General features: G+C 63.5%; 20 protein-coding genes. 14 read left to right on the top strand and 6 right to left on the bottom strand.

What is annotated here, in order from left to right; genetic code table 11:
- The first annotated feature begins 12 nt into the window (after positions 1 to 12).
- The gene (locus HH800_RS10130) at positions 13 to 909 is read left to right on the top strand and encodes a LysR family transcriptional regulator (RefSeq protein ID WP_169860973.1); all 897 of its coding nucleotides are present in this window, start codon (positions 13 to 15) and stop codon (positions 907 to 909) included.
- A gap of 108 nt (positions 910 to 1017) precedes the next feature.
- Positions 1018 to 1422, top strand: coding sequence for an OmpA family protein (locus HH800_RS10125; RefSeq protein WP_169860972.1), 405 nt, complete (start codon positions 1018 to 1020; stop codon positions 1420 to 1422).
- Positions 1423 to 1477: 55 nt separating this feature from the next.
- Here the strand turns inward: HH800_RS10125 and HH800_RS10120 are convergent, their stop codons facing one another.
- Together HH800_RS10120 and HH800_RS10115 are read right to left on the bottom strand one after the other, a co-directional pair.
- On the bottom strand, positions 1478 to 3934 hold the full coding sequence (locus HH800_RS10120) for a TonB-dependent receptor (protein WP_235682083.1): 2457 nt from the start codon (positions 3932 to 3934) through the stop codon (positions 1478 to 1480).
- Between the two features lie 245 nt (positions 3935 to 4179).
- Positions 4180 to 5595, bottom strand: a complete 1416-nt coding sequence (locus tag HH800_RS10115; protein ID WP_010338815.1) for a helix-turn-helix domain-containing protein — start codon at positions 5593 to 5595, stop codon at positions 4180 to 4182.
- A 140-nt stretch (positions 5596 to 5735) separates the two neighbouring features.
- Between HH800_RS10115 and HH800_RS10110 the strand changes: the two genes are divergently transcribed.
- The 9 genes from HH800_RS10110 to alr all read left to right on the top strand — a co-directional run bounded on the left by HH800_RS10110 (position 5736) and on the right by alr (position 16779).
- On the top strand, positions 5736 to 7268 hold the full coding sequence (locus HH800_RS10110; protein ID WP_169860971.1) for an acyl-CoA carboxylase subunit beta: 1533 nt from the start codon (positions 5736 to 5738) through the stop codon (positions 7266 to 7268).
- A gap of 114 nt (positions 7269 to 7382) precedes the next feature.
- Positions 7383 to 7823 carry a methylmalonyl-CoA epimerase gene (mce, locus tag HH800_RS10105; protein WP_169860970.1) on the top strand — a complete coding sequence of 147 codons (441 nt, stop codon included), beginning with the start codon at positions 7383 to 7385 and terminating at the stop codon, positions 7821 to 7823.
- Positions 7824 to 7935: 112 nt separating this feature from the next.
- Positions 7936 to 10089 (top strand): methylmalonyl-CoA mutase, encoded by a 2154-nt coding sequence (gene scpA / locus HH800_RS10100; RefSeq protein ID WP_169860969.1) that lies wholly within the window; start codon positions 7936 to 7938, stop codon positions 10087 to 10089.
- Complete coding sequence (gene bioB / locus HH800_RS10095) at positions 10090 to 11103, top strand: biotin synthase BioB (RefSeq protein WP_004207227.1); 1014 nt, start codon at positions 10090 to 10092, stop codon at positions 11101 to 11103.
- A gap of 126 nt (positions 11104 to 11229) precedes the next feature.
- A complete protein-coding gene (locus HH800_RS10090) occupies positions 11230 to 11478 on the top strand; it encodes a hypothetical protein (protein ID WP_161730601.1) in 249 nt (82 codons plus the stop codon).
- Positions 11475 to 13472, top strand: a complete 1998-nt coding sequence (locus tag HH800_RS10085; protein ID WP_169860968.1) for an acetyl-CoA carboxylase biotin carboxylase subunit — start codon at positions 11475 to 11477, stop codon at positions 13470 to 13472. The genes HH800_RS10090 and HH800_RS10085 overlap by 4 nt, the downstream gene beginning before the upstream one ends.
- A 140-nt stretch (positions 13473 to 13612) precedes the next feature.
- Positions 13613 to 13984 (top strand): tRNA-binding protein, encoded by a 372-nt coding sequence (locus tag HH800_RS10080; protein WP_169860967.1) that lies wholly within the window; start codon positions 13613 to 13615, stop codon positions 13982 to 13984.
- Between the two features lie 134 nt (positions 13985 to 14118).
- Positions 14119 to 15708 carry an MFS transporter gene (locus HH800_RS10075; protein ID WP_169860966.1) on the top strand — a complete coding sequence of 530 codons (1590 nt, stop codon included), beginning with the start codon at positions 14119 to 14121 and terminating at the stop codon, positions 15706 to 15708.
- 27 nt (positions 15709 to 15735) lie between these two features.
- Positions 15736 to 16779 (top strand): alanine racemase, encoded by a 1044-nt coding sequence (alr, locus tag HH800_RS10070; RefSeq protein ID WP_169860965.1) that lies wholly within the window; start codon positions 15736 to 15738, stop codon positions 16777 to 16779.
- Between the two features lie 167 nt (positions 16780 to 16946).
- Here alr and HH800_RS10065 read toward each other — a convergent pair whose 3' ends face one another.
- Positions 16947 to 18119 carry an acetyl-CoA C-acetyltransferase gene (locus HH800_RS10065; protein ID WP_004207221.1) on the bottom strand — a complete coding sequence of 391 codons (1173 nt, stop codon included), beginning with the start codon at positions 18117 to 18119 and terminating at the stop codon, positions 16947 to 16949.
- 50 nt (positions 18120 to 18169) lie between these two features.
- The gene (locus HH800_RS10060; RefSeq protein WP_169860964.1) at positions 18170 to 19144 is read right to left on the bottom strand and encodes an alpha/beta fold hydrolase; all 975 of its coding nucleotides are present in this window, start codon (positions 19142 to 19144) and stop codon (positions 18170 to 18172) included.
- Between the two features lie 124 nt (positions 19145 to 19268).
- Between HH800_RS10060 and phaR the strand changes: the two genes are divergently transcribed.
- The 3 genes from phaR (at position 19269) to proS (ending at position 21814) form a co-directional block, all read left to right on the top strand.
- Positions 19269 to 19847 (top strand): polyhydroxyalkanoate synthesis repressor PhaR, encoded by a 579-nt coding sequence (phaR, locus tag HH800_RS10055; RefSeq protein ID WP_017502180.1) that lies wholly within the window; start codon positions 19269 to 19271, stop codon positions 19845 to 19847.
- A 6-nt stretch (positions 19848 to 19853) separates the two neighbouring features.
- The gene (locus HH800_RS10050; RefSeq protein ID WP_037506702.1) at positions 19854 to 20198 is read left to right on the top strand and encodes a hypothetical protein; all 345 of its coding nucleotides are present in this window, start codon (positions 19854 to 19856) and stop codon (positions 20196 to 20198) included.
- An 89-nt stretch (positions 20199 to 20287) separates the two neighbouring features.
- Positions 20288 to 21814: a proline--tRNA ligase gene (proS, locus tag HH800_RS10045; RefSeq protein WP_169860963.1), complete on the top strand. Its 1527-nt coding sequence runs from the start codon at positions 20288 to 20290 to the stop codon at positions 21812 to 21814.
- 174 nt (positions 21815 to 21988) lie between these two features.
- On the opposite strand, the gene HH800_RS10040 is transcribed toward proS, so the two are convergent.
- Both HH800_RS10040 and hslU read right to left on the bottom strand, forming a co-directional pair.
- Entirely contained in the window at positions 21989 to 24115 is a 2127-nt protein-coding gene (locus HH800_RS10040; protein ID WP_169860962.1) for a S9 family peptidase, read from the bottom strand.
- A gap of 112 nt (positions 24116 to 24227) precedes the next feature.
- Complete coding sequence (gene hslU, locus HH800_RS10035) at positions 24228 to 25529, bottom strand: ATP-dependent protease ATPase subunit HslU (protein WP_037506705.1); 1302 nt, start codon at positions 25527 to 25529, stop codon at positions 24228 to 24230.
- Between the last annotated feature and the right edge of the window lie 8 nt (positions 25530 to 25537).

Here is a 25537-nt window from a genome sequence, read left to right as displayed (position 1 = left end):
TGATTTGAAATCATGGATAATCGGTTCGGGGACATCGAAACCTTCCTGATGGTGGCGGGTGAAGGCAGTCTGGCGGCGGCGGCCAAGGCTTTGCGCCTGACGCCATCGGCGGTCAGCCGGTCGATCGCGCGGCTGGAACAAAGGCTGGGCGTCACCCTGCTGCGGCGGACGACGCGGGCGCTGGCGCTCACGCCGGAAGGCGTCACCTATCGCGACCGGATGGCGGTGCTGCTGGGCGACATGATGGCGCTGGAGGCGGGGCTGGGCGAGGATCGCACGACGCCGCGCGGGCTGCTGCGGATCAACGCGTCGCCCTCCTTCGGCATCGAATGCCTGATCCCGATCCTGCCCGGCTTCCGTGACCTGTATCCGGCGGTGACGGTGGACCTGACCCTGTCCGACACGATCGTCGATCTGGTCGAGGAGCGGGCCGACATCGCCATCCGCATCGGCCCGCTGCGCGACACCAGCCTGCGGGCGAAGAAGCTGGGCCATAGCGCCATGGTGCTGGTGGCGAGCCCGGCCTATCTCGCCCGGCGCGGCACGCCGCAGACGCCGGACGATCTGGACGATCATGATTGCCTGCGCTTCAGCTTCCGCCGCTCGATCGACGGCTGGCCGTTCCGCATCGGCGGAAAGTTGGTGCAGCGGCCGGTGCAGGGCAGCTTCTACGGCAATTCGGGCGAAGTGGTGCGGCAGATGGCGGTCGCCGGCGGCGGCATCGCCCGGCACGGCCATTTCCATGTCGCCAGCGACATCAGGGCGGGGCGCCTGGTCGAAGTGCTGGCCGACTATAATCCCGGCGACGGCGAGGATATTCACGCCCTCTACGCGGCAGAAGATCGCACCGCTGCGCGGGTGCGCGCTTTTCTCGACTATCTGGACGGGGCGATGAAGATGTCTGGCTGATCGCTTCTCGGCTACAGGTTTGGGTTTTATGATCAGCGGCCTGAGGGGGGCGGAAACGATATGTGTTCAACCGGGAAAATTCTATCCGTAGCATGCGCGCTGCTCGCATTGGGGCTGCCCAGCCAGGCCAACAGCTTTGAATGTATCACCGGTCCCTTCATCATCTTCTTCGATTCCGACATCGCCTATGTGGACGAAGAGGCGCGCAATATTCTTGACCGGGTCAGTCGCCTTGCTGCGACTTGTGGCTATGGCCGAACCGTGATCGAAGGGCATGCCGACACGCGCGAAAATCCTGAGCTTGGGCGAAAGCGCGCAAAGGTGGTGCGGGCCTATTTGGCAGGGCACGGCATTCCGGAAGTTGACATCGATATCAAAGCCCGTGGAGCGTCACGTCAGCGCATAGCCACGGGCGCAAATGTCGCCGAACGTCAGAACCGACGGGTTGAAATCAGCTTTCACCCCATTTTTGCGCCGTTGCCGGCCAAGGCACGCGCGAAGCCACAGCCTTGATCCTGATGCGAAAGGAAAAAGAGGCGCCCGCCGATGCCGGCGCCCCTTCGTCCGGTCAGAAGGCCACGACCATCGATCCGCTGATCGCGCGGGGCGAGCCGAGATAGGCGGTGGTGGCGGTGCTGGTCAGGCCGGTGCCCGAATAGCCGATATAGACCTTGTCGAACAGGTTGGTGACGTTGAGCTGGAAGAAGGTCTTCTTGAGGCCCCATTGCTCCAGCGAGAAGCGGGCGTCGAGATCGACCAGCGTATAGCCGGGCAGCTTCACCGTGTTGATGTCGTTGACATAGCGTTCGCCGGTCCGCTTGATCTGGAGGCCGAGGTCGACCGGGCCGAGGGTGCCCTGGATGCGACTGCCCAGCGTATAGACCGGCGCGCCGGCCTCACGCTTGCCGGCGGTTGCGGCATAGGTGCTGGCGCCGGTCTGGACATCGTCCTTGATCTCCGACTTGAGGTAGGAGCCGAAGACGTAGAGCATCAGATCCTTGACCGGCCGCACCGCGACGCTGCCGTCGACGCCATATTTGTCGACGCGGCCGAGGTTGCGGGTCACGCTGCAATCGCAATCGGCGTCATAGGCGGTCGCCAGGCGGTTGTTGTAGCGCGTGTACCAGCCCGACAGCTGCGCCTGGACGATACCCGACTGATAGCGCACGCCAAGGCCGAACGCGTCTGACGTTTCCGGCTTGGGATTGCCCGAGCTGGAACCTTCGTCGAAATAGAGCGCGCCATAGAGGGCGTCGGTGCCGGGCACGGACAGGTTCTTGGCATAGCTGGTGAAGATGCTGGCCTTGCTGGTGAACTTGTAGGTGACGCCAAGGTTGGGCAGCAGCTTGTTATAGTCGAACTTGCGCGACTGCGGCGCGGCATAGGCGCTGTTGGCGGCAAGCTGGGCATCGATGCCGGCCTGGGTCGCCGGGCAGTTGACGTTGCCCAATGCGTCGGTGGTGACGCAATATTGATTGAGATCGCGACTGAAGAAGGGCATGCGCGCGCCCAGCAGCAGGATGACCTGATCGTCGAGATAGGAACCGCGATATTCGCCCGAAATCTGGTTCAGCGTGGCATAGGATAGCCGGTTGCGCTTCTGCACGACATTGCCGTCGGCATCGACGATCGGATTGTTGATCGGGAAGACGTCGACCGGATCGCCGTCCAGTTCCAGATAGCCGGCTTCGCCGGTCTGGCGATGACGGGCACGGTCATAAGTGTAGGACAGGCGCAGGCGATTGTCGGGGTCGATGTCGTAGGACAGGTTGGCGATCACGCCATAGCGTTTGGTCACGGTCTGGCTGGGTGACAGGACGCGCACGAAATCCTGCGTGTCGCCATCGCCGTTCAGGTCCACGCCGCCGACATAATAATATTGGGTCGAGCTGCTGGTGGCGGTGTTGCGGCTGTCCTTGAGATAATAACCGCCCGTATTGCCATCGGCGCTGGCCCCTTCATAGGCATAGGATGTGCCGCCGCCATTGGCCTTGGTATATTGGAAGCTGGGATCGACCGTCAGCGTGAGGCCGCTGGCCAGGGTGAAGCGCGAGTTGAGCCGGACATTGCCAGTGTTGGAGGGGTTGTAGCGCCGCTCGAACGCCGAGCCGCAGCTATTGGCATAGTTGGTGACGCCGGTCTGCGGCGTGTCCACGGTGCAGGTCGCGGTGTCGTAGAAGCGGCCGTCGGTCGTGCCGGGGAAGGTCGCGGTGGTATAGGTTGAACCGTTGAAGGTGTTGCGGTTCTGATTGTAATGGCCCGCCAGCGCGATGAAGTCGCCATTGCTGCCGATCGGCTGGTAGATCTTGCCATTATATTGCTGCTTATCGACGCCGCCATAATTGGTGTAGGTCGACTTGTTGGTCGCGCGCGAGGCGGAGAACCAGGCCTTGGTGCCAAAGGGCGTGAAGACGCCGGTCTGGAACATGCCGAAGATGCGGTGATAGGCGCGATCATCGTCATTGCCGCGGGCGACGATATTGCCATAGCTGGCGCTGATCATCGCGCCCATCTCGTCCGATGGCATCAGCGAGCGGATGTTGATCGTGCCGCCGGCGGCCGAGGCGGTCGGGCTGTCGACGTCTGTGGAGCCCAGGCTGACGGTCGCCGCCTCGATGATTTCCGGGTCGAGCTGCTGGTTGGTGTAGAGCGCGTAATTGCCCGAGTCATTGAGCGGAATGCCGTCGATCGTCTGCGACACGCGGTCGGAACTGAAGCCGCGCACGGTGAAGCTGCCGCCCAGCGATCCCCAGGGATCCTGGTTGGAGAAGCTGACGCCGGGCACCAGGTTCAGTGTTTCGTTGATCGCCTGGCCGGGGCGCTGGCGGGCGATGATTTCCTGGTCGAGCGTGACCTTGGCCTTCGGCGTTTCGGGGATCTTGACGCCGCCCACGCTCTGGTCGCCCTGCGCGCCGGTGACGATGATGCTGTCCTCGAAATCCTGTGAGCCGGTCGATTGCGCAAGCGCGATCGCCGGCGCAGCCGCCACGACCAGCGCGGCGCTGCACATCAATAGCTGTTTCATTGACCCGAAATCCCTTTTTACCATGTGCGACAAGGGTGCCGATTATCTGTTCTGGCACCGAGCTGTCCGTGACAGTCCCGCCCTGCAACTGGGATTTCGCTATGACAATTTTGTTAAAAGTGACACGACATATAAGTGAATTATATTTCAATATGCTGCATGATCTTCATAGTTAAAGACTAGTATTGGAATGTAAAAGTAACGTAGAATTTTATTTCGGATTTTCGTGCCATTATTACTTCGTGTCAGCCGATCCAGTAGGGCACAATCTGGCGATTGTCGGGATCGACATGGATCGGGCGGTCGGCGGGCGGGAAGGCGCGCTGGTCGCAGCTCTGGCGCGAGCAGAGGCGGCAGGTGATGCCGATCGGCGTCGCGGCGCCTTCCTCTTGCAGATGCAGGCCGTCGGCATAGACGAAATTGGCCGCATGGGCGACTTCGCAGCCCAGCACCACGGCAAAGCGGCGCGGGGTGCGCTTGTAGCTGCCCGACGGCTTCACCAGCCCCTTGGCCATCGAGACATAGCGCACGCCGTCGGGGGTCTCGCCAAGCTGTACATTGATGCGGTCGGGCACGGCCACCGCCTCATGCACGTTCCACAGCGGGCAGGCGCCGCCGAAGCGGGCGAATTGCAGCCGGGTGGCGCTGTGGCGCTTGGTGATGTTGCCGGCCATGTCGACCCGGCAGAAGAAGAAGGGGATGCCGCGCAGGCCCGGCCGCTGCAGCGTAGACAGGCGGTGGCAGGCCTGTTCGAAACTGACGCCGAAGGTGCGGGCCAGCCGGTCGATATCATGGCGCATCGTCCGCGCCGCCTCCCGGAAGGGGGCATAGGGCATCAGCAGCGCGCCGGCGGCATAATTGCCAAGGCCGATCGCGAGCAGCCGATCGGCGCCGGTGACCGGCAGGCCGGCCTTGCGCACCACATCGGCGATCACTGCCTGCCCCTCCAGCATCATCAGCTGGTGCGCCAGCATGAACTTGCGGCTTTCGGTCGGCAGGGCGGCGTTGATGAATAATTGCCGGTCGGCGGCGCGATAGGCGCGCAGCGCGCTGTCGGGCGTCTCGGCGATCAGCGTCTCGATGCCGTGGCGGCGGGCCAGCGCCTCGACCAGCATCCCTTCGTCCAGCACCTGGCCCTGGGCAAAGCTCTCGGCCATCTCCTCGGCCAGGCAGTCGAGGCTATGGACATAATTGCCCGCCTCATGAAACCAGTCGCGCGCCGCTTCCCAGGGCAGGCGGGCCTGCACCTCATGATCGTTGGCGATCGCCTCCTCGATCATGTTGATCCGCTCATTGGCGCGCATATGGGCGTTGTAGAGATCGACGTAGCGCGCCGCGAACTCGGGAAATTGCAGATGCAGCTTCTCGATCCGTTCCGGTTCCAGCGCCGGGCCGGGCAGTTCGGGATGGGACAGGGCAAAGGCGAAGGCGCCCAGCAACTGCTCGTCCTCGCGGCTGTCGAAGCTGGCCCAGTCGGTGGGAAAGGCGTTGGCGAGCGCGGCCTTGACCTTGGCGGTCAACGGGCGATCGTCATTTTCCATCTGGCTGAGATAGGATACGGATATGCCCAGTGCCTGTGCCATCGTCGCCTGGTCCATGCGATGGTCCAGGCGCAGCTGGCGCAGGCGTGGACCTGCGAATATACGGTTGCCGCGTGCCATAATCCTTACCCTAATTTGCGAAGTCGCGATTTGCAAATTGGCAAATTTACATTTGCGAACCTTGTGTTCGGCTGAGTAGGGGAAGGGCAAGGCGGCGTCGGCCAAGCTATTGACGCCACGAATTTGGAGAGAAGCCTTTCATGTCGAAGCTCGCCATCATCGAACAGCTGGAAGCCAAGCGCGAGGGCGCCCGCATGGGCGGCGGCCAGCGCCGCATCGACGCGCAGCATGGCAAGGGCAAGCTGACCGCGCGGGAGCGGATCGAAGTGCTGCTGGACGAGGACAGCTTTGAAGAGCTGGACATGTATGTCGAGCATAACTGCATCGACTTCGGCATGGATGAACAGCATATTCCGGGCGACGGCGTGGTCACCGGATCGGGCACGATCAACGGCCGCCTCGTCTATGTCTTCAGCCAGGATTTTACCGTCTATGGCGGTGCGGTGTCGGAACGGCACGCGATGAAGATCTGCAAGATCATGGACATCGCGATGAAGGTCGGCGCGCCGGTGATCGGCCTCAACGACAGCGGCGGTGCGCGCATCCAGGAGGGCGTCGCCTCGCTCGCCGGCTATGCCGAGATTTTCCAGCGCAATGTGCTGGCGTCGGGCGTGGTGCCGCAGATCAGCGTCATCATGGGGCCGTGCGCGGGCGGCGCGGTCTATTCGCCGGCGATGACCGACTTCATCTTCATGGTGAAGGACAGCAGTTTCATGTTCGTGACCGGGCCGGACGTGGTCAAGACCGTCACCAACGAAGTCGTCACGCAGGAGGAACTGGGCGGCGCCGTAACCCACACGACCAAGTCGGGCGTGGCGGACGTGGCGTTCGAAAATGACATCGAGGCGCTGCTGGCGGTGCGCGATTTCGTCGACTTCCTGCCCGCGTCCAACAAGGAGCCGGTGCCCGAGCGGCCGAGCGCGGACCCGTGGGATCGCGTCGAGGACAGCCTCGACACGCTGATCCCGGCCAATGCCAACCAGCCCTATGACATGCACGAGCTGATCCGCAAGGTGGTGGACGAAGGCGACTTCTTCGAGGTGCAGCCGGCTCATGCGGGCAATATCCTGTGCGGATTCGGCCGGATCGAGGGCAAGACGGTAGGCATCATTGCCAACCAGCCGATGGTGCTGGCCGGCGTGCTGGACATCAACTCGTCGAAGAAGGCGGGCCGCTTCGTGCGCTTCTGCGACGCATTCGAGATTCCGATCGTCACCTTCGTCGACGTGCCGGGTTTCCTGCCGGGCACCGCGCAGGAGCATAGCGGCATCATCAAGCATGGCGCCAAGCTGCTCTTCGCCTATGCCGAAGCGACCGTGCCGAAGATCACCGTCATCACCCGCAAGGCCTATGGCGGTGCCTATGACGTGATGAGCTCCAAGCATCTGCGCGGCGACCTCAACTATGCCTGGCCGACCGCCGAGATCGCGGTGATGGGTGCCAAGGGCGCGGTCGAGATCATCTTCCGCGGCAAGACGCCCGAAGAGATTGCCGAGAAGACCAAGGAATATGAAGACCGCTTCGCCAACCCCTTCGTGGCGGCGAGCAAGGGCTTCATCGACGAGGTGATCCAGCCGCATTCGACCCGCAAGCGGATCGCGCTGGGCCTGCGCAAGCTGCGCAACAAGGCGCTGGAGAACCCGTGGAAGAAGCACGATAATATTCCGCTCTAAATAACGACGTCATCCCCGCGAAAGCGGGGATCCATCCCCCCACATCGCTTCTTGGGGATGGGTCGGGAGATGGATTCCCGCTTTCGCGGGAATGACGACATTGGGAATGATGTGATGAAACTCGGCCGCTTGAACCATATCGGCATCGCGACGCCTTCGCTGGAGGCGAGCCTGGCCTATTATCGCGACATCATGGGCGCGACGATCACGCATGAGCCGTTCGACCTGCCGGCGCAGGGGGTAAAGGTGTGCTTCGTCGACACACCGGGTGAAGGCGGCACGGCGGGGACGCAGATCGAGCTGATCGAGCCGCTGGGCGAGAACAGCCCGATCCATGGCTTCATCGCCAAGAACCCGGCCGGCGGGCAGCATCATATGTGCTATGAAGTGCCCGACATCATGGAAGCCAAGGCCTGGTTCGAGGGGCTGGGCAAGAAGGTGCTGGGCGAGCCGCGCATCGGCGCCCATGGCACGCCGATCTTCTTCGTCCACCCCAAGGATATGAACGGGGTGCTGACCGAGATCATGGAGACGCCGAAGGACGGCGCGCATTGAATTACGTCATGCCGGACTTGATCCGGCATCCCGCTTCTTTTCAGCAAGCGGGATGAAGATAGCGGGACCCCGGCTCACGGCCGGGGTGACGAACGGGTAGGATAGGACACGCATGACCGAGAAGCCGACATTGGACCAGTGGGCCGCCGCTGCCGCCAAGGAAGTGAAGGGCAAGGATCTGAATTGGGATACCCCCGAAGGTATCGTGGTGAAGCCGCTCTACACCGCCGAGGATGTGACCGTCGATCCGGGCCTGCCGGGCTTCGCGCCGTTCACGCGCGGCGTGCGCGCCTCCATGTATGCGGGTCGGCCCTGGACCATCCGCCAATATGCGGGCTTCTCGACCGCCGAGGAATCCAACGCCTTCTACCGCCGCAACCTCGCCGCCGGGCAGAAGGGCCTCTCCGTTGCCTTCGACCTTGCCACCCATCGCGGCTATGACAGCGACCATCCCCGCGTCGTCGGCGATGTCGGCAAGGCCGGCGTGGCGATCGACACGATCGAGGACATGAAGATCCTGTTCGACGGTATTCCGCTCGACAAGATGAGCGTGTCGATGACCATGAACGGCGCGGTGATCCCGATCCTCGCCTTCTTCATCGTCGCGGGCGAGGAGCAGGGGGTCGAGCGCAAGCTGCTCGACGGGACCATCCAGAACGACATCCTCAAGGAGTTCATGGTCCGCAACACCTATATCTACCCGCCCGAACCCTCGATGCGGATCATCAGCGACATTTTCGGCTATACGTCGCGCGAGATGCCCAAATTCAACAGCATCTCCATTTCCGGCTATCATATGCAGGAAGCCGGCGCGACGCAGGTGCAGGAACTGGCCTTCACCATCGCGGATGGGGCGGAATATGTGCGCTATGGCGTGGCGAGCGGCCTCGACATAGACAAGTTTGCCGGGCGCCTCAGCTTCTTCTTCGCCATCGGCATGAACTTCTTCATGGAGATCGCCAAGCTGCGCGCCGCACGCGTGCTGTGGCACCGGGTCATGACGAAGCTGGGCGCGCAGGACGAGCGCTCGAAGATGCTGCGCACCCATTGCCAGACGTCGGGCGTCAGCCTCACCGAGCAAGACCCGTATAACAACGTCATGCGCACCACGATCGAGGCGATGGCGGCGATGCTGGGCGGCACCCAGTCGCTCCACACCAATGCGCTCGACGAAGCGATCGCGCTGCCGACCGATTTTTCGGCCCGCATCGCGCGCAACACGCAGATCGTGATCCAGGAAGAGACCGGCATGTGCAATGTCGTCGATCCGCTGGGCGGCAGCTATTATATCGAGGCGCTGACCCAGCAGCTGGTCGACGCCGCGCAGGAAATCATCGACCGCGTGGAAGCCGAAGGCGGCATGGCCAAGGCCGTGGGCGCGGGCTGGCCCAAGGCGATGATCGAAACCGCCGCCGCCGCCCGTCAGGCGCGCGTCGACCGGGGCGAGGACGTCATCGTCGGCGTCAACAAATATCGCCTGGCGAACGAAGAACTGCTCGAAACCCTCGAAGTCGACAACACCAAGGTTCGCGAAGCCCAGATTGCCCGCATCAACCGGGTGAAGGCGCAGCGCGACGAGGATGCCTGCCAGGCTGCGTTGCAATCGCTCCGCGATGCCGCCGCCGCGCCGCAGTCGATCGAGACCAATCTGCTCGCCCACGCCGTCGAGTGCGCCCGTGCGCGCGCCACGCTGGGCGAAATCTCGGCCGCCATGGAAGACAGCTTCAACCGCTATGGCACCCAGCCGACGCCGGTGAAGGGCGTCTATGGCGCGCCCTACAAGGATGACAGCCGCTGGAAACAGGTTCTCGACGGGGTGCAGGCCGTCGAACGGCGCCTCGGTCGCAAGCCCAAGCTTCTCGTCGCCAAGATGGGGCAGGATGGGCACGACCGGGGCGCCAACATCATCGCCTCGGCCTTCGGGGACATGGGCTTCGATGTCGTGTCTGGGCCTTTGTTCCAGACGCCGGAGGAAACGGTGGTGCTGGCGCTCGACAGCGGCGTCGACGTGGTCGGCGCCTCGTCGCTGGCCGCCGGGCACAAGACGCTGATCCCCGAACTGATCAACCGGCTGCGTGACCACGGCCGTAGCGACATCAAGGTGATCGCCGGCGGGGTCATCCCGCCGCAGGATTATGACTATCTTCGTGACGCAGGGGTTCAGGGCATTTATGGGCCGGGTTCCAATGTCGTGGAGTGCGCCGCCGATGTGCTGCGCCTGCTCGGCCACAACATGCCCCCGGCGGGGCTAGAGGAAGCTGCGTAAATGAATACCCCCTGCACCCTGACCGCCCGCAACGATTGGACGCGCGAGGAAATCGCCGCGCTGTTCGACCTGCCCTTTGGCGACTTGATGTTCGAAGCGCAGTCGATCCACCGCGCGAACTTTCCCCGCAACGAGGTGCAGCTGTCCACCCTGTTGTCGATCAAGACCGGCGGCTGCCCGGAGGATTGCGGTTACTGCAACCAGTCGGCCTCGGCGGAAAGCGGGCTGAAGGCCGAGAAGCTGATGAGCGTGCAGGCGGTGATGCAGGCGGCAGCGCAGGCGAAGGACGCCGGCTCCTCGCGCTTCTGCATGGGCGCGGCCTGGCGCAACCCGAAGGATCGCGACATGCCCGCCATCGTCGAGATGGTGAAGGGCGTGCGCCAGATGGGCATGGAAACCTGCATGACGCTGGGGATGCTCAGCGAAAGCCAGGCCGACATGCTCGCGGAAGCCGGTCTCGATTATTACAACCATAATATCGACACCTCGCCCGAACATTATGAGAAGGTCATCACCACCCGGACCTTCGACGATCGGCTGGTGACGCTGGAAAATGTCCGCAATTCGGGCATCAATGTGTGCAGCGGCGGCATTGTCGGCATGGGCGAGGCACGCGAAGATCGCGTCGGCTTCCTGCATGCGCTGGCCGTGCTGCCGGTCCATCCGCAGAGCGTGCCGATCAACGCGCTGGTGCCGGTGAAGGGCACGGTGCTGGGCAATATGCTGGCCGACACCCCGCTCGCCAAGATTGACGAGATCGAATTCGTGCGCACGGTCGCGGTCGCGCGGATCGTGATGCCGGAGAGCATGGTACGCCTGTCGGCCGGCCGCGAGAGCATGTCGGATAGCTGCCAGGCGCTCTGCTTCATGGCCGGCGCGAACAGCATCTTCACCGGCGACAAGCTGCTGACCACCGCCAATGCGGGAGACAATGCCGATGCAGCGCTGTTCGCGAAGCTGGGCGTCGTGCCGATGCAGGCCGAAGTGAAGGTTGAGCTGGAGGCTGCGGAGTGAAAATCGCGCCCACCCTCGTCACCCCGGCCTTGAGCCGGGGTCCCGCTTCTTCTTGCCATCGCGGGGGAAGAAAGCGGGATGCCGGATCAAGTCCGGCATGACGGCTTGTTGTCAGTTCACGGGTGCATGATGACCGTTTGGCGCAAGCTGGCCGCTTTATCGCTTGTGCTTCTGACATTTCTGTTGGTGGGCTGGCTTTTCGTTTGCTGGCTCAGTTACTCGATGGCCAGTTTTACTTGCATGGATCTACCTGAGGATCTGGCGACATGTATCGGCGGAATGCAGCGCCAAGTGGCTATTCAAGCCGCTGCTGGAGTTTTGGTTTGGATGTTCGCCGCTTGGCTGACTTTTAGGAACTGGGGAAAATCAGAGTGATAACGAAAATCCTGATCGCGAACCGTGGCGAAATTGCGTGCCGTGTCATGCGGACGGCCAAGAAGATGGGCATCAAGACCGTCGCGGTCTATTCCGATGCCGACGCCCGCGCGCCGCATGTGCTGATGGCCGATGAAGCCGTCCATATCGGCCCGCCGCCCGCCGCCCAATCCTATCTGCTGGCCGACAAGATCATCGAGGCGTGCAAGGCCACTGGCGCCGATGCGGTCCACCCCGGCTATGGCTTCCTGTCCGAGCGCGAAAGCTTCCGCAAGGCGCTGGACGAAGAAGGCATTATCTTCGTCGGCCCGCCGGCCAACGCCATCGCCGCGATGGGCGACAAGATCGAGTCCAAGAAGCTGGCGATGGAAGCCGGCGTCAATGTCGTCCCCGGTTTCGTCGGCGTCATCGACGACACCGAGCATGCGGTCCGCATCTCCAACGAGATCGGCTATCCGGTGATGATGAAGGCCTCGGCCGGCGGCGGTGGCAAGGGCATGCGCCTTGCCTATAGCGAACAGGATGTCCGCGAAGGCTTTGAAGCCACCAAGCGCGAGGGGCTGAACAGCTTCGGCGACGATCGCGTCTTTATCGAGAAGTTCATCGAAAGCCCGCGCCATATCGAAATTCAGGTGCTGGGCGACCAGCATGGCAATATCGTCTATTTGAACGAGCGCGAATGCTCGATCCAGCGCCGCCATCAGAAGGTCGTCGAGGAAGCGCCGTCGCCCTTCGTCAGCCCCGAAATGCGCAAGAAGATGGGCGAGCAGTGCGTCGCCCTGGCCCGCGCGGTCGGCTATTTCAGCGCCGGCACGGTCGAACTGATCGTCAGCGGCGAGGACAAGACCGGCGACGGCTTCTACTTCCTGGAAATGAACACGCGGCTTCAGGTTGAGCATCCCGTTACCGAGGAAATCACCGGCGTCGATCTGGTCGAACAGATGATCCGCGTCGCCAATGGCGAGAAGCTGTCCTTCGGTCAGGCGGACGTGAAGATCAACGGCTGGTCGATCGAGAACCGCGTCTATGCCGAAGACCCCTATCGCGGCTTCCTGCCGTCGACCGGCCGCCTGATCCGCTATAATCCGCCCGAAACCGGCACGGATGAGAGCGGCGCGTTGATCCGCGTGGATGACGGCGTGCAGGAAGGCGGCGAGGTGTCGATCTTCTACGATCCGATGATCGCCAAGCTGATCACCTGGGCGCCGACCCGGCTGGAGGCGATCGACAAGCAGATCGAGGCGCTCGACAAGTTCGAGATCGAAGGGCCGGGCCATAATATCGACTTCGTGTCCGCGCTGATGCAGCATGAGCGGTTCCGCTCGGGCAATATCACGACCGGCTTCATCGCCGAGGAATATCCCGAGGGCTTCACTGGTGCCCCGGCGTCGGAAGAACTGCTCAAGCGCCTGTCCGCCATCGGTGCCTTCGCCGCGATGGCGCAGGCCGACCGCGCCCGCCGCATCGACGGGCAGCTTGGCAAGCGTCTTGCCCCGCCCACCGGCTGGCAGGTGAAGATCGGCGACGCCGTTCATGATGTCGTGATCGACGGCGACGAAGTGACGGTCGATGGCGAGAGCATCGACATGGCGCTCGAATATACGCCCGGCGATCGCCTGATCGAGGCGGAATTTGGCGAGGAGCAACTGGCGGTGCGGATCGCGCCGATGCGGTCGGGCTTCGTGCTGACCGCCCATGGCGCCAGCCACAAGCTGCGCATCCTGCCCGCCCACGCCGCGCCTTACGCTGCGCACATGATCGAGAAGATCCCGCCCGATCTGTCCAAATATCTGATTTGCCCGATGCCCGGCCTGCTGGTCGCGCTGAACGTCAAGCAGGGCGACAAGGTCGAGATCGGCCAGCCGCTCGCCGTGATCGAGGCGATGAAGATGGAAAATATCCTGCGCGCCGGCAAGGCGGGCACGGTCAAGAGCGTGTCGGCGGCACAGGGCGAGAGCCTGCCGGTTGACGCGGTGATCCTGGAACTGGAGTAAGCATTGCTCCCCGGAACGGGGAGGGGCCACGAAGTGGTGGAGGGGGGATGCTTCTGGACGCGGCCTCGCATTTGGGGCACGCCCCCTCCGTCGGCTTCGCCGCCATCTCCCCGCAGGCGGGGAGGAGATGGAGTTCCTGCATGCATCTGACCCACGACCCCAGCGCCCCCGCCGCCGACCCGATTGGCTTCGACGATTTCCTGAAAGTGGATATCCGCGTCGGCACGATCGTCTCGGCCGAGCCCTATCCCGAGGCGCGCAAGCCCGCCTACAAGCTGCTGATCGATTTCGGCCCGGCGATCGGCCACAAGAAATCGAGCGCCCAGATCACCGAAAACCACGCGCTGGAAGGCCTGCCCGGCCGCCAGGTCGCCGCCGTAGTCAATTTCCCGCCGCGCCAGATCGGCAAGTTCATGTCGGAAGTGCTGACCCTCGGCTTCGCCGACGCGGCCGGCGCCGTCATGCTGTTCGCGCCCGACAAGCCCGTGCCGAACGGTTCGCGACTGTTCTGAACCTGTCCTACGAGGGCCGAGCCATGTTAGGCAGTCGGCATAGCGGCTATGCGCGTGCTATTGGAAATTTCCTTTCCCGTTGGCGCATGAAGATGTCAAAATATACGGGAAATATGCGAAGTTAAGGGGGCGGGATGACGCAGGCGGTCGGGGGCGACTATGTGATGGATGCGAAGCGGGACCGGTTGATCATCACCGCTTCGGCGCTCGGCACGGTGTTCGAATGGTATGATTTCTACATCTATGGCGTGCTGGCGCCGATCATCGGCCGCACTTTCTTCCCGACCGACAATCCGACCGTGGAACTGCTCTATTCGCTCGCCGGCTTCGCGATCGGCTTCGGCTTCCGGCCGCTCGGTGCGATGCTGTTCGGCTATCTGGGCGATCGGCTGGGGCGCAAATATACGTTCCTGGCCACCATCGTCCTGATGGGGCTGGCGACGGCGGGCGTCGGGTTGACCCCGTCGGCAGCCAGCATCGGCGTCGCCGCGCCGGTCATCCTGATCCTGCTCCGCATCGCGCAGGGGCTGGCGCTGGGTGGCGAATATGGCGGGGCGGCGATCTATGTCGCCGAACATGCGCCGGTCGGAAAGCGCGGCTTCTATACCAGCTTCATCCAGGCCGGGGTGATCGGCGGCTTCATCCTGTCGCTGATCGTCGTGGTCGGCACGCAATGGATCGTCGGCATGGAGGTCTGGGACGCTTGGGGCTGGCGCATTCCCTTCATCTTCTCGCTGGCGCTGCTCGCCATTTCGCTGTGGATGCGGCTGATGCTGCGCGAAAGCCCGGTCTTCACGGCGATGAAGAAGGCCGGGCAACAGGCGAAGAACCCGCTGAAGGAAGCCTTTACCGCACCAGGCAACAGGAAGCGGATGCTGGTGGCGATGATCGGCATCGCGGCGGGTTTCACCGTGATTGCCTATACGGTGATGTTCCAGGCGCTCTATTTCCTGCAGAGCGGCCTGCATGTCGCACCGGGCATCGCGCAACTGCTGGTCGGCGGCAGCGCCTTTGCCGGCATGGCGAGCTTCATCTTCTTCGGCTGGCTGTCCGACCGGGTCGGGCGCAAGAAGCCGATCGTCATCGGCTATGCGCTGGTGCTGCTGCTGGTCATGCCGCTCTACCAGTTCATGGGCGCGACCGCGAACCCGGCGCTGACGCAGGCGGCGGAGCGGGCACCGGTAGTGGTGAGCGGCGCCGATTGCCGTTTCGATCCCTTCGCCAAGATTCAGCCGACCGCCTGCGGCAAGCTGCTCGATCATTTTTCCAAGCGCGGCATCCCCTATGACAAGCGCAGCGGTGCGGCCCCGGCGGTCAGCATCGGCGGCGTGGCCGTGGCGGACCTCAGCAGTGACGGGATCGATGACGCGCTGACGGCGCAGGGCTATGATTTCGGTGTTGTCCGCCCCGACTGGCCGCGTGCGCTGATGCTGTTCGCTGCGTTGCTATTGCTCTGGACCCTGTCGGGTGCGACCTATGGCCCGGTCGCGGCGCTTCTGTCGGAATATTTCCCGGCGCGCATCCGCTACAGCTCGCTCTCCATCCCCTATCATATCGGCACCGGCTATTTTGGCGGCTTCCTGCCGCTGGTCAGCCAATATATCGTCGCGCGCACCGGCGATCCCTATGCCGGCCTATGGTACACGATCGCGGTGGTGGCACTGGCACTGGTCACCTGCCTTGTCGCCTTGCCGGAAACGAAAGGACGCCCCCTCGACGCCTGAGCCCGGGCGCGCTATCGGCTGCGGGCAATGACTGGCTATATCGCTCCGCTCCGCCTGCGCCTCGATGGCGATGCGCTGCTTTCCAACTGGCGCTGGCTGGCGCGGCAGGGCGGCGCCCCGGCCTGCGGCGCGGCGATCAAGGCCGATGGCTATGGCCTGGGCGCGGCCGGCGTCATGCAGCGGTTGAAAAGCGCGGGCTGCCGCGATTTCTTCGTGTCCAACTGGGGCGAGGCGGCGGCGCTCGAAGCACAGATGGACGGTGTGAACTTCGCGGTCCTGCATGGCGTGCGCAACGAGGATATGGCGCAGGCGCTGGCCTCACGGGCGCGGCCGGTGCTCTGTACGCCGGGTCAGGTTGCGCGCTGGAAGGCGGCAGGTGGCGGCGCCTGCGACCTGATGATCGATACCGGCATGAACCGGCTGGGCCTCGACTGGCGCGCCGACCTAAGCGAACTGGTTTCGGGGCTGGAGATCGTCACGCTGCTCAGCCATCTCGCATCTGCGGACGAGGACAGCGATCTCAACCCGACGCAACTGGCCCGTTTCCGGGATGTTCTGGCCGCAGTGCCCGCGCAGCGCTACAGTCTCGCCAACAGCGCAGGCATCTGCATGGGCGCGGACTATGGTTTCGACCTGACCCGGCCGGGCATCGCCCTTTATGGCGGCGTGCCGCATCCCGATGCTGCGCCGCATCTCCGCCCGGTCGTGCAGCCACAGGCCCAGATATTGCAGCGTCGCGCGGTCATCGCCGGCGACACGATCGGCTATAACGCGACCCATCGGGCCGAGCGCGATCTGGAGATCGCGATTCTCAACATCGGCTATGCCGACGGCTATCTGCGCGGCTTTTCGGGGCGCGGTGCGGCGCTGGTCGATGGCATCCGCCTGCCGGTGCTGGGCCGGGTGTCGATGGACTTGCTGGCAGTGGATGTCGGCGCGCGCCCGGATGTCGCGGAGGGCGACTGGCTGACGATCGACTATGATCTGCCGCAGGCAGCCCAGGCGTCGGGACTGTCGCAATATGAGCTGCTGACGGGCCTGGGCAAACGGTTCGACCGCATCTGGGCCTGAGAGTCTGTTTTAGAAAAACCGGTTCCGGCCCGCTCCCCCGCCCAACCGCCCGATCCAGTGTCATCCTGTCGGGTGGTTGGGCGGGGGAGCGGGCTGGTACGGGCTCTAACAGCAAAAAGGGCGCCGATCACAAGACCGGCGCCCCTTCACTATCTAATGGATGGCGCTCAGCGCTCGATGCACATCGACACACCCATGCCGCCGCCGACGCACAGGGTGGCCAGGCCCTTCTTCGCGTCGCGCTTGGCCATTTCATAGAGCAAAGTGGTCAGCACGCGCGCGCCCGATGCGCCGACCGGGTGGCCGATCGCGATCGCGCCGCCATTGACGTTGACCTTGGCCGGATCCCAACCCAGTTCCTGACCCACGGCCAGCGCCTGCGCGGCAAATGCTTCGTTCGCTTCGATGAGGTCGAGGTCGGCGACCGACCAGCCAGCCTTTTCCAGCGCCTTGCGGCTGGCCGGGGCCGGGCCGATGCCCATGATCGACGGATCGACGCCGCAGGTGGCGAAGCTGGCGATGCGGCCCAGGATGGTGGCGCCGCGCTTGGCGGCTTCGTCGGCGCTCATCACCACCAGCGCGGCGGCGCCGTCATTGATGCCGCTGGCATTGCCGGCGGTCACGGTGCCGTCCTTCTTGAAGGCGGGGCGCAGGCCCTGAAGCGCCTCGATCGTGGCACCGGCGCGGATATATTCGTCCTGGTCGACGATCGTGTCGCCCTTGCGACCCTTGATCGTCACGGGCAGGATTTCATCGGCGAAGCGGCCCGATGCGCGCGCGGCTTCGGCCTTGTTCTGGCTGGCGACGGCGAATTCGTCCTGCGCCTCGCGGCTGATCTGATATTTCTCGGCCAGGTTCTCGGCGGTGATGCCCATATGATAGCCCTGGAACGCGTCGGTCAGGCCGTCATGGATCATCGTGTCGACAAAGCTGACCGGACCCATTTTGGTGCCGCCGCGCAGCATCTGGGCATGGGGGGCGAGCGACATGCTTTCCTGGCCACCGGCGACCATGATGCGGGCATCACCGGCCTTGATCGCCTGCGCCGCGAGCGCGACGGCGCGCAGGCCCGATCCGCATAGCTGGTTGAGGCCGATGGCGGTGCGCTCGACCGGGATGCCGGCGTTGACGGCGGCCTGGCGGGCGGGGTTCTGGCCCTGGCCGGCGGTGAGGATCTGGCCCAGGATCACTTCGTCCACTTCTTCAGGCGCGACGGCGGCCTGTGCCAGCGCGGCGAGGATGGCCTGGCGGCCCAGTTCATGTGCCGGAGTCGTGCCGAAGGCGCCCATGAAACTGCCCACGGCGGTACGCTTGGCGGCGGTAATGACGATGTCTGACAAAGGCTCGATCCTCACTAGTGGTAATGTTGTTTTCGCAGGCGCACATAACATCATCCGCCATGGCGGGAAAGCCAAAGGGACAGCGGATGCCAAAGCATGTCGGGTGCCCGCTGGCTCAATATCATGCCGACATGGCCAAGGTTCAATATCCGGCTTTCCGTAAGGGATGGGGCGGCTGTGGCGGGTACGATTCGATCGGTTGCAGAAGCGATCGACAAGCTAGGGCAGGGGAGCGAGGCCGGGTCTATGACGGTCCCGTCGATGTGCCATTCGTTTCGCCCGCTCGCATTTGCCGCATAGAGCATCTCGAACAATTGCTGCCCGGCGGCATAGGTGAGCGGTGCGCCCTCATTGGCCCAGTCCTCGACCGCCAGGAAGGCGCGTTCTTGGTCGGAACAGGGTGTCATGTCGGCGAAGGCCGCATATTTCTGCACGGTCCGCTGCGGATCGAGCGCCCAAAAGCCTGACTGCAGCGCCTCCATCGGCACATAGCCGAGCCGGTCGCACACCGGCTTCGCACCGCGCCACAGGGCGGCAATCTCGGCAAGGTCGGCGGCCGGGAAACCGGCAAAGTCCCAGGGCGAGGCGATCGTCGCCAGTGCGGTGACCCGGTGCAATGCTGCGGCTGCAATGGCGATCGTGCCGCCCAGGCAATAGCCGACCAGGATTGGTGGGCGCCGCAATGCAGCGAGCATCGGGATGAGCCGGTCGGTGACATGGCCGTCGAGGCCGAGGCTGCGGTCGGCGGCCGTCGGCGCGCCCCAATCGACCAGATAGGCGTCATGGCCCGCTGCGGCCATGTGGCGCAGCATGGAGCGGCTTTCCGACAGGTCCAGCACCTGTGGTGGGTTGATCAGGGAGGGGATAAAGACGACCGGTGCCCGATCGTTTTCCGGTGCCAAATCAGCCTGATACCGCAGCAGCCGGGCATTGCCCGCCGTTGCGGCGATGGGGCATGGTGGTGGTGGGGACGGACGCTGCGCCTCCTGATAGCGACGCAGGCCGATGAAGGCGCGGCGACGCAAATCAGGATCATGCTCCGTTTCGCGCCATAAAATGTTGAGAAAAAGGGGTAAAGGACGCGGGCCATGTTGCGGCGCGGCATCGCCCTGTGCTAATGCGGGATGAGCAGGTGAGGGAGAGACAGGCATGGCCAAATCGAAGGCTGCTAATGAATCCGAACCGGTGGTTATCAAGAAGTACGCTAACAGGCGGCTCTATAACACCGAAACTTCAAGTTATATCACGCTGGACCTTTTGTCGCAGATGACCCGCGAGGGGCGCGAGTTCGTCGTCGTCGACGCGAAGACCGGCGAGGACATCACCCATAATGTCCTGACCCAGATCATCATGGAAGAAGAACAGCGTGGCAAGAACATGCTGCCGGTCAACTTCCTGCGCCAGCTGATCGCCATGTATGGCGATTCCATGCAGTCGATGGTGCCGCAATATCTCGAAGCGTCGATGGACGCCTTCCGCAAGAACCAGCAGCAGTTCCAGGAAGCCATGAAGGGCGCCTTTGGTGGCGGCCCGCTGGCCGAGATCGCCAAGCGCAACATGCAGATGTTCGAGGCCGCGGCGAGCGCGTTCGGCAATGGCGTTCCGGGCATGCCGGGCGCCACGCCCAGCCCGACCCCGGCGGCGACCGAAGAAAGCAAGGATGACGAGATCGCCGTCCTGAAGGCGCAACTGGCTGCGCTCAATGCGAAGATCGACAAGCTGAGCTGATCCAACATGGCCAAGGCGGATAGACTGGAGCGCCTGGATATCCGCCGGGCGGAGCTGGAAGAGGAATATCGCGCGGCGCTGATTGCGGCGCTGCGCGTGACCGCTGCCGGGCGCTGGGGCCTGTTTGGCCATAACAGTGACCGATGGACGCGTGAAAACGCCAGGTCCATGGTGGACCAACTGGAAGAGCTGGCAGCTGATATAGATCGGCTGCGAGAGCAGTTGGGTCTCGAAGGCTTTGACTTGCACCAAGAGTTTCTGGCCGCGCGCGGCAAGCCGGCGGCCGATGCGGTGGGCGAGCCCAAGCAGGCGAAGGCCTGGCTGGAACGACTGGGCGCCGACGCCGACTGAACCCCGCCCGGCGCGATGCTTGGGGGTCGACAGGGATGGCGGGTCTGGCCTATGGCGCCCCATCCACTTCTAGACAGGCGACAGACCCCGTGAAACACGCCCTTAACGTTACCCGCGAACAGGATTTCGCTGCCTGGTATCAGGCCGTCATCACCGAAGCCGACATGGCCGAGGAAAGCGGCGTGCGCGGCTGCATGGTGATCCGTCCCTGGGGCTATGGCATCTGGGAACGGATCCAGACCCTGCTCGATGCGAGGATCAAGCAGACCGGCCACGAAAATTGCTATTTCCCGCTGTTCATTCCGCTCTCCTATTTCGAGAAGGAAGCCGAGCATGTCGACGGCTTCGCCAAGGAAATGGCGGTCGTCACCCATCACCGCCTGATCCAGAAGGACGGCAAGATGGTGCCCGATCCCGAAGCGAAGCTGGAAGAGCCGCTGGTCGTTCGCCCGACATCGGAAACCGTGATTGGCGCAGCCTTCAGCCGCTGGGTCCAGAGCTGGCGCGACCTGCCGGTGCTGATCAACCAGTGGGCGAATGTCGTCCGCTGGGAAATGCGCACCCGCATGTTCCTGCGCACCAGCGAATTCCTGTGGCAGGAAGGGCATACTGCGCACTCGACCGTCGACGAGGCGATGGAAGAGACGATGAAGATGCTCGAAGTCTATCGCAGCTTCGCCGAGGAATGTGTCGGCCTGCCGGTGGTCGCGGGCGAGAAGCCGGAGAATGAGCGTTTCCCCGGCGCCGTCGCGACCTATTCGATCGAGGCGATGATGCAGGACGGCAAGGCTCTGCAGGCCGGCACCTCGCATTTCCTGGGCACGACCTTCAGTCAGGCGCAGAATATCAAGTTCCAGAATGCCGAAGGGCAGCAGGAACTGGCCCAGACCACCAGCTGGGGCATGTCGACCCGCATGATCGGCGGCCTGATCATGGTCCATGGCGATGATGACGGCCTGCGCGTGCCGCCGCGCGTCGCGCCCTATCAGGTCGTGGTCGTGCCGATGCTGCGCGATACCGAGGAAGACGCCGCGATCGTCGATTATTGCACCGATCTGGTGAACCAGCTGAATGGCCTGGACGTGTTCCGCGAGCCGGTCCGCGCGCTGCTCGACAAGCGCCCGTCCAAGGCCGCGACCAAGCGCTGGGGCTGGGTCAAGAAGGGCGCGCCGATCGTGATCGAGGTTGGCGGTCGTGACGTTGCCGGTGGCAATGTCTCCGTCATCCGCCGCGATCGCCTTTATCGCGAGGATGGCAAGCTCGACAGCCAGATCGTCGCCAAGGGCGATTTCGTCGCTGGCGCAACTGCGATGCTGGAGGATATCCAGACGTCGCTGTTCGCTGACGCGAAGGCGCGTCTGGACGGCAATATCGACAAGTCGATCACCGATCTCGACGCACTCAAGGCCTATTTCAAGGCCAGCAAGAACCCCGGCTGGGCGCTGGTCCAGTGGGCCAAGCCGACCGGCCCGGAACTGGAGAAGGTCGTGCAGTGGCTGAAGGGCGAGAAGCTCACCCTGCGCAACGTGCCGACCGATGCGGAAGCGGCCGATGGCGCCTGCATCTTCACCGGCGGCACCGCCGTGGAGCGGGTGCTGGTGGGCCGCAGCTACTGACCTACTGACTTTTAATCAGTTGTCCGTTCGTTTCGAGCGTGTCGAGAAACGCGAGCGCCGTGCTTTCGGCTTCTCAACTTCATCGTTAAAGACGATGAAGTTTATCCTGAGCGCCTGCTGCAAGCAGGCAGTCGAAGGGCTCGAAGCGAACGGATTTATGTGCCTGGGGACTGGCTATTGGGCCACCCCCAATTGCTCCAGCGCGAAGGCGCTATATTCGGCCTGGTCGCGATAGCGGCGGAAACGGCCCGACTTGCCGCCATGGCCGGCCTCCATGTTGATGCGGAAGACCAGCGGATTGCTGTCGGTCTTGGTCGCGCGCAGCTTGGCCACCCATTTGGTCGGCTCATAATATTGGACCTGGCTGTCCCATAGGCCGGTGCCGACGAACAGGCTGGGATAGGCTTTCGCCTCGACATGGTCGTAGGGCGAATAGGCGAGCATCACATCATACCAGGACTGCTGCTCGGGATTGCCCCATTCGTCATATTCGCCGGTGGTGAGCGGGATGGTTGGATCGAGCATGGTGGTCACGACATCCACGAACGGCACCTGCGCGATGATGACCTTGTAATCCTGCGGCGCCATGTTCGCGACCGCGCCCATCAGCAGACCGCCAGCGCTGCCGCCCATCGCGGCGACCCGGCCCTTCTTTGCATAACCCTGATCCACCAGCGCGCGGGTCACGTCGATGAAGTCGGTGAAGCTGTTCATCTTGTTCTTGAGATGGCCGTCATCATACCATTGGCGGCCCATTTCCTGGCCGCCGCGAATATGGGCGATGGCATAGACGACACCGCGATCGAGCAGGCTGGGCAGCAACGGCGAAAAGGCCGGGTCGGTCGAATAGCCATAGCTGCCATAGGCATATTGGTAGAGCGGGGCCGAGCCATTCTTCTGGAAGCCCTTGGCGTAGATGAGCGAGACCGGCACCTTCGTGCCGTCGCGCGCGGTCGCCCAGATCCGTTCGGTCACATATTTGGCGGGATCATAGCCTTTTACTTCCTGGACCTTCAGTATCTTGCGTTCGCCGGTATCGACATTGACCTCATAGGTGGTCTGCGGCGTGCGCAAGCTGTCATAGGTGTAGCGGACCCAGGGCGTGCCGCTTTCGGCATTGACGTTGAGCGCCATGGCATAGGCGGGTTCGTCCGCCTCCACGAAGCTGCTCTTGCCGCCCTTGGTCAGCAGGCGCAGGCGCTTGTTGCCGCCCGACCGTTCCTCGATCGCCAAGAAGCTATCGAAGGGCTGGAAATTCTCGATGAACACGCTGGCGCTGGTCGGCACGATGTCCGTCCAGGCGGCGCGGCCCTTGGCGGCATCGGCGTCCGATATGGTCATCAGCCGGTAATTGGGGGCCTGCCAATTGGTGCGGATCGTCCATTTGCCGCCCACATTGTCGCTGCTGTAGAGGAAGTCGCGTTCGCGCGGGGCGAGCGGCGTGAAGCTTGCCGGATTGGCCGACGGGGCGCAGCGTTCCTCATTGCTGACGGTCGATTGCAGGACGATGCAGATGAACTTGTCCGACGTCGTCTTCTTGAGGCCCATGTAGAAGCTATCGTCCTTCTCCTCATAGACCAGTCGATCGGCGCTGAGGGGCGTGCCCAGCACATGCGCCTTCACCCGCTTGCCGAGCAGGGTGGTCGGGTCTTTCTCGACATAGAAGATCGTCTTGCTGTCATCGGCCCAGGCGAAATCGGGTTCGGCATTGGGGATTTCGTCGCTCAGCAGCTTGCCGTCGGCGAGTCCCTTGACCCGGATCACATATTGGCGGCGGCCGACCAGATCCTCGGCATAGGCGAGCAATTTGTCGTCGGGGCTGACTTCCTTGCCACCGATCGCGAAATAGCCCTTGCCCGCGCCCATCTTGGGTTCGTCGAGCAATATTTGCTCGGGCGCGTCCATGCTGCCCTTGCGTCGGGCGACGATCGGATAGTCGCCGCCGGTCTCGAAGCGGCTGTAATACCAGTAGCCCTTCTTGCGATAGGGGACGCTGCTGTCGTCCTGCTTTATGCGGCCGGTGATCTCGGCGTAGAGCTTGTCCTGCAACGGCTTGGTCGGCGCCAGCAGTGTGTCGGCATAGGCATTTTCGGCCGCCAGATAGGCGAGCATCTCGGGGTTCTTGCGGCTGTCGTCGCGCAGCCAATAATAGGGATCCTGCCGCGTCGCGCCGAAGGGCGCCTTCACCTCATGCGGCTTCTTTGCCACGACGGGCGGTTTGGCGGCGGTCTGCGCCTCGGCGGTGGTGGACAGCGCGGCAATGCTGAGGCTCGCCAAGAGCCAGGCCGAAGTGCGGATCATATTCCCTCCCTGCGAATCGCATGGCGGAGGCTGACATGATGGCGGGCAGGGGGGAAGATGATCCGGGCCTGCCATAAGAAACGGCAGGCCCGGACTGAAGCTAGGCGCTCAGTTACAGCACATATTTGCTGAGGTCGGTGTCATGGGCAACCGCCGACAATTGCTTGTCGACATAGGCCTGATCGATCACCAGCGTCTCGCCGCGGCGGTCCTCCGCCTCGAAGCTCACATCCTCCAGCAGCTTCTCCATGACGGTCTGCAGGCGGCGGGCGCCGATATTCTCGACCTCGCTGTTCACCTCGGCGGCGATCTTCGCGACCGCGCGGATGCCTTCGGGCGTCAGGTCGATCGTCACTTCCTCGGTCGCCAGCAGCGCACGATATTGCGCAACAAGGCTGGCCTTGGTGTCGGACAGGATCGCGACGAAATCCTCCTCGGTCAGCGCCTTCAGCTCCACGCGGATCGGCAGGCGGCCCTGAAGCTCGGGCAACAGGTCGCTGGGCTTCGCCACATGGAAGGCGCCCGAAGCGATGAAGAGGATATGGTCGGTCTTGAGCGGGCCATATTTGGTCGAGACGGTCGTGCCTTCGATCAGCGGCAGCAGGTCGCGCTGCACACCTTCGCGGCTGACCGAACCGCCACGCACGTCGCTGACGGCGATCTTGTCGATCTCGTCGAGAAAGACGATGCCATTCTGCTCGGCGCTGGTGATGGCGACGCGGGCGACATCATCCTGGTCGAGGCGCTTGTCCTGCTCTTCCTCGACCAGCTTGTCCCAGGCATCGGCGACGCGCATCTTGCGACGCTTTTTCTGTTGCTGGCCAAAGGCCTTGGACATCATGTCGCTGAGGTTGATCATGCCAACCTGGCCGCCCATGCCGGGGATTTCCATCGGCATCGACGGGGCGTCGGCGACCTCCACCTCCACCTCGACATCGTTCATCTGGTTGCCCTCGATCTTCTGGCGGAAGGAAAGGCGGGTGGCTTCGCTGGCATCCTTGCCGGTCAGCGCATCGAGCAGGCGGGCCATGGCGGCTTCCGACGCGGCTTCGCGCACGGCTTCGCGGCGGCGGTCCTTCTCCAGACGCACGGCTTCCTCGACCAGATCACGGACGATCTGCTCGACATCGCGGCCGACATAGCCGACCTCGGTGAACTTGGTGGCCTCGACCTTGACGAAAGGCGCGTCGGCCAGCTTCGCCAGGCGGCGGCTGATTTCGGTCTTGCCGCAGCCCGTCGGCCCGATCATCAGGATATTCTTGGGCGTCACCTCGTCGCGCAAATCGGCGGGCAGGTGCTGGCGGCGCCAACGGTTGCGCAGCGCGACGGCGACGGCGCGCTTGGCATCATGCTGGCCGATGATATGCGCGTCGAGCGCGGCAACGATGGCTTTGGGGGTCAGATTGTCGTTCATGGTCTTTT

Origin of the sequence: Sphingobium yanoikuyae (genome assembly GCF_013001025.1) — a bacterium.
Lineage (GTDB): Bacteria > Pseudomonadota > Alphaproteobacteria > Sphingomonadales > Sphingomonadaceae > Sphingobium > Sphingobium yanoikuyae_A.
The sequence above is the reverse complement of the archived record's forward strand: the minus strand, read 5'-3'. Positions and strand labels throughout refer to the sequence as shown.

Coding starts and splice junctions, on each gene's coding strand:
- HH800_RS10130 (WP_169860973.1), top strand. CDS start 13: ATGGATAATCGGTTCGGGGACATCGAAACCTTCCTGATGGTGGCGGGT.
- HH800_RS10120 (WP_235682083.1), bottom strand. CDS start 3,934: ATGAAACAGCTATTGATGTGCAGCGCCGCGCTGGTCGTGGCGGCTGCG.
- HH800_RS10115 (WP_010338815.1), bottom strand. CDS start 5,595: ATGGCACGCGGCAACCGTATATTCGCAGGTCCACGCCTGCGCCAGCTG.
- HH800_RS10110 (WP_169860971.1), top strand. CDS start 5,736: ATGTCGAAGCTCGCCATCATCGAACAGCTGGAAGCCAAGCGCGAGGGC.
- mce (WP_169860970.1), top strand. CDS start 7,383: ATGAAACTCGGCCGCTTGAACCATATCGGCATCGCGACGCCTTCGCTG.
- scpA (WP_169860969.1), top strand. CDS start 7,936: ATGACCGAGAAGCCGACATTGGACCAGTGGGCCGCCGCTGCCGCCAAG.
- bioB (WP_004207227.1), top strand. CDS start 10,090: ATGAATACCCCCTGCACCCTGACCGCCCGCAACGATTGGACGCGCGAG.
- HH800_RS10090 (WP_161730601.1), top strand. CDS start 11,230: ATGATGACCGTTTGGCGCAAGCTGGCCGCTTTATCGCTTGTGCTTCTG.
- HH800_RS10080 (WP_169860967.1), top strand. CDS start 13,613: ATGCATCTGACCCACGACCCCAGCGCCCCCGCCGCCGACCCGATTGGC.
- HH800_RS10075 (WP_169860966.1), top strand. CDS start 14,119: ATGACGCAGGCGGTCGGGGGCGACTATGTGATGGATGCGAAGCGGGAC.
- alr (WP_169860965.1), top strand. CDS start 15,736: ATGACTGGCTATATCGCTCCGCTCCGCCTGCGCCTCGATGGCGATGCG.
- phaR (WP_017502180.1), top strand. CDS start 19,269: ATGGCCAAATCGAAGGCTGCTAATGAATCCGAACCGGTGGTTATCAAG.
- HH800_RS10050 (WP_037506702.1), top strand. CDS start 19,854: ATGGCCAAGGCGGATAGACTGGAGCGCCTGGATATCCGCCGGGCGGAG.
- HH800_RS10040 (WP_169860962.1), bottom strand. CDS start 24,115: ATGATCCGCACTTCGGCCTGGCTCTTGGCGAGCCTCAGCATTGCCGCG.
- hslU (WP_037506705.1), bottom strand. CDS start 25,529: ATGAACGACAATCTGACCCCCAAAGCCATCGTTGCCGCGCTCGACGCG.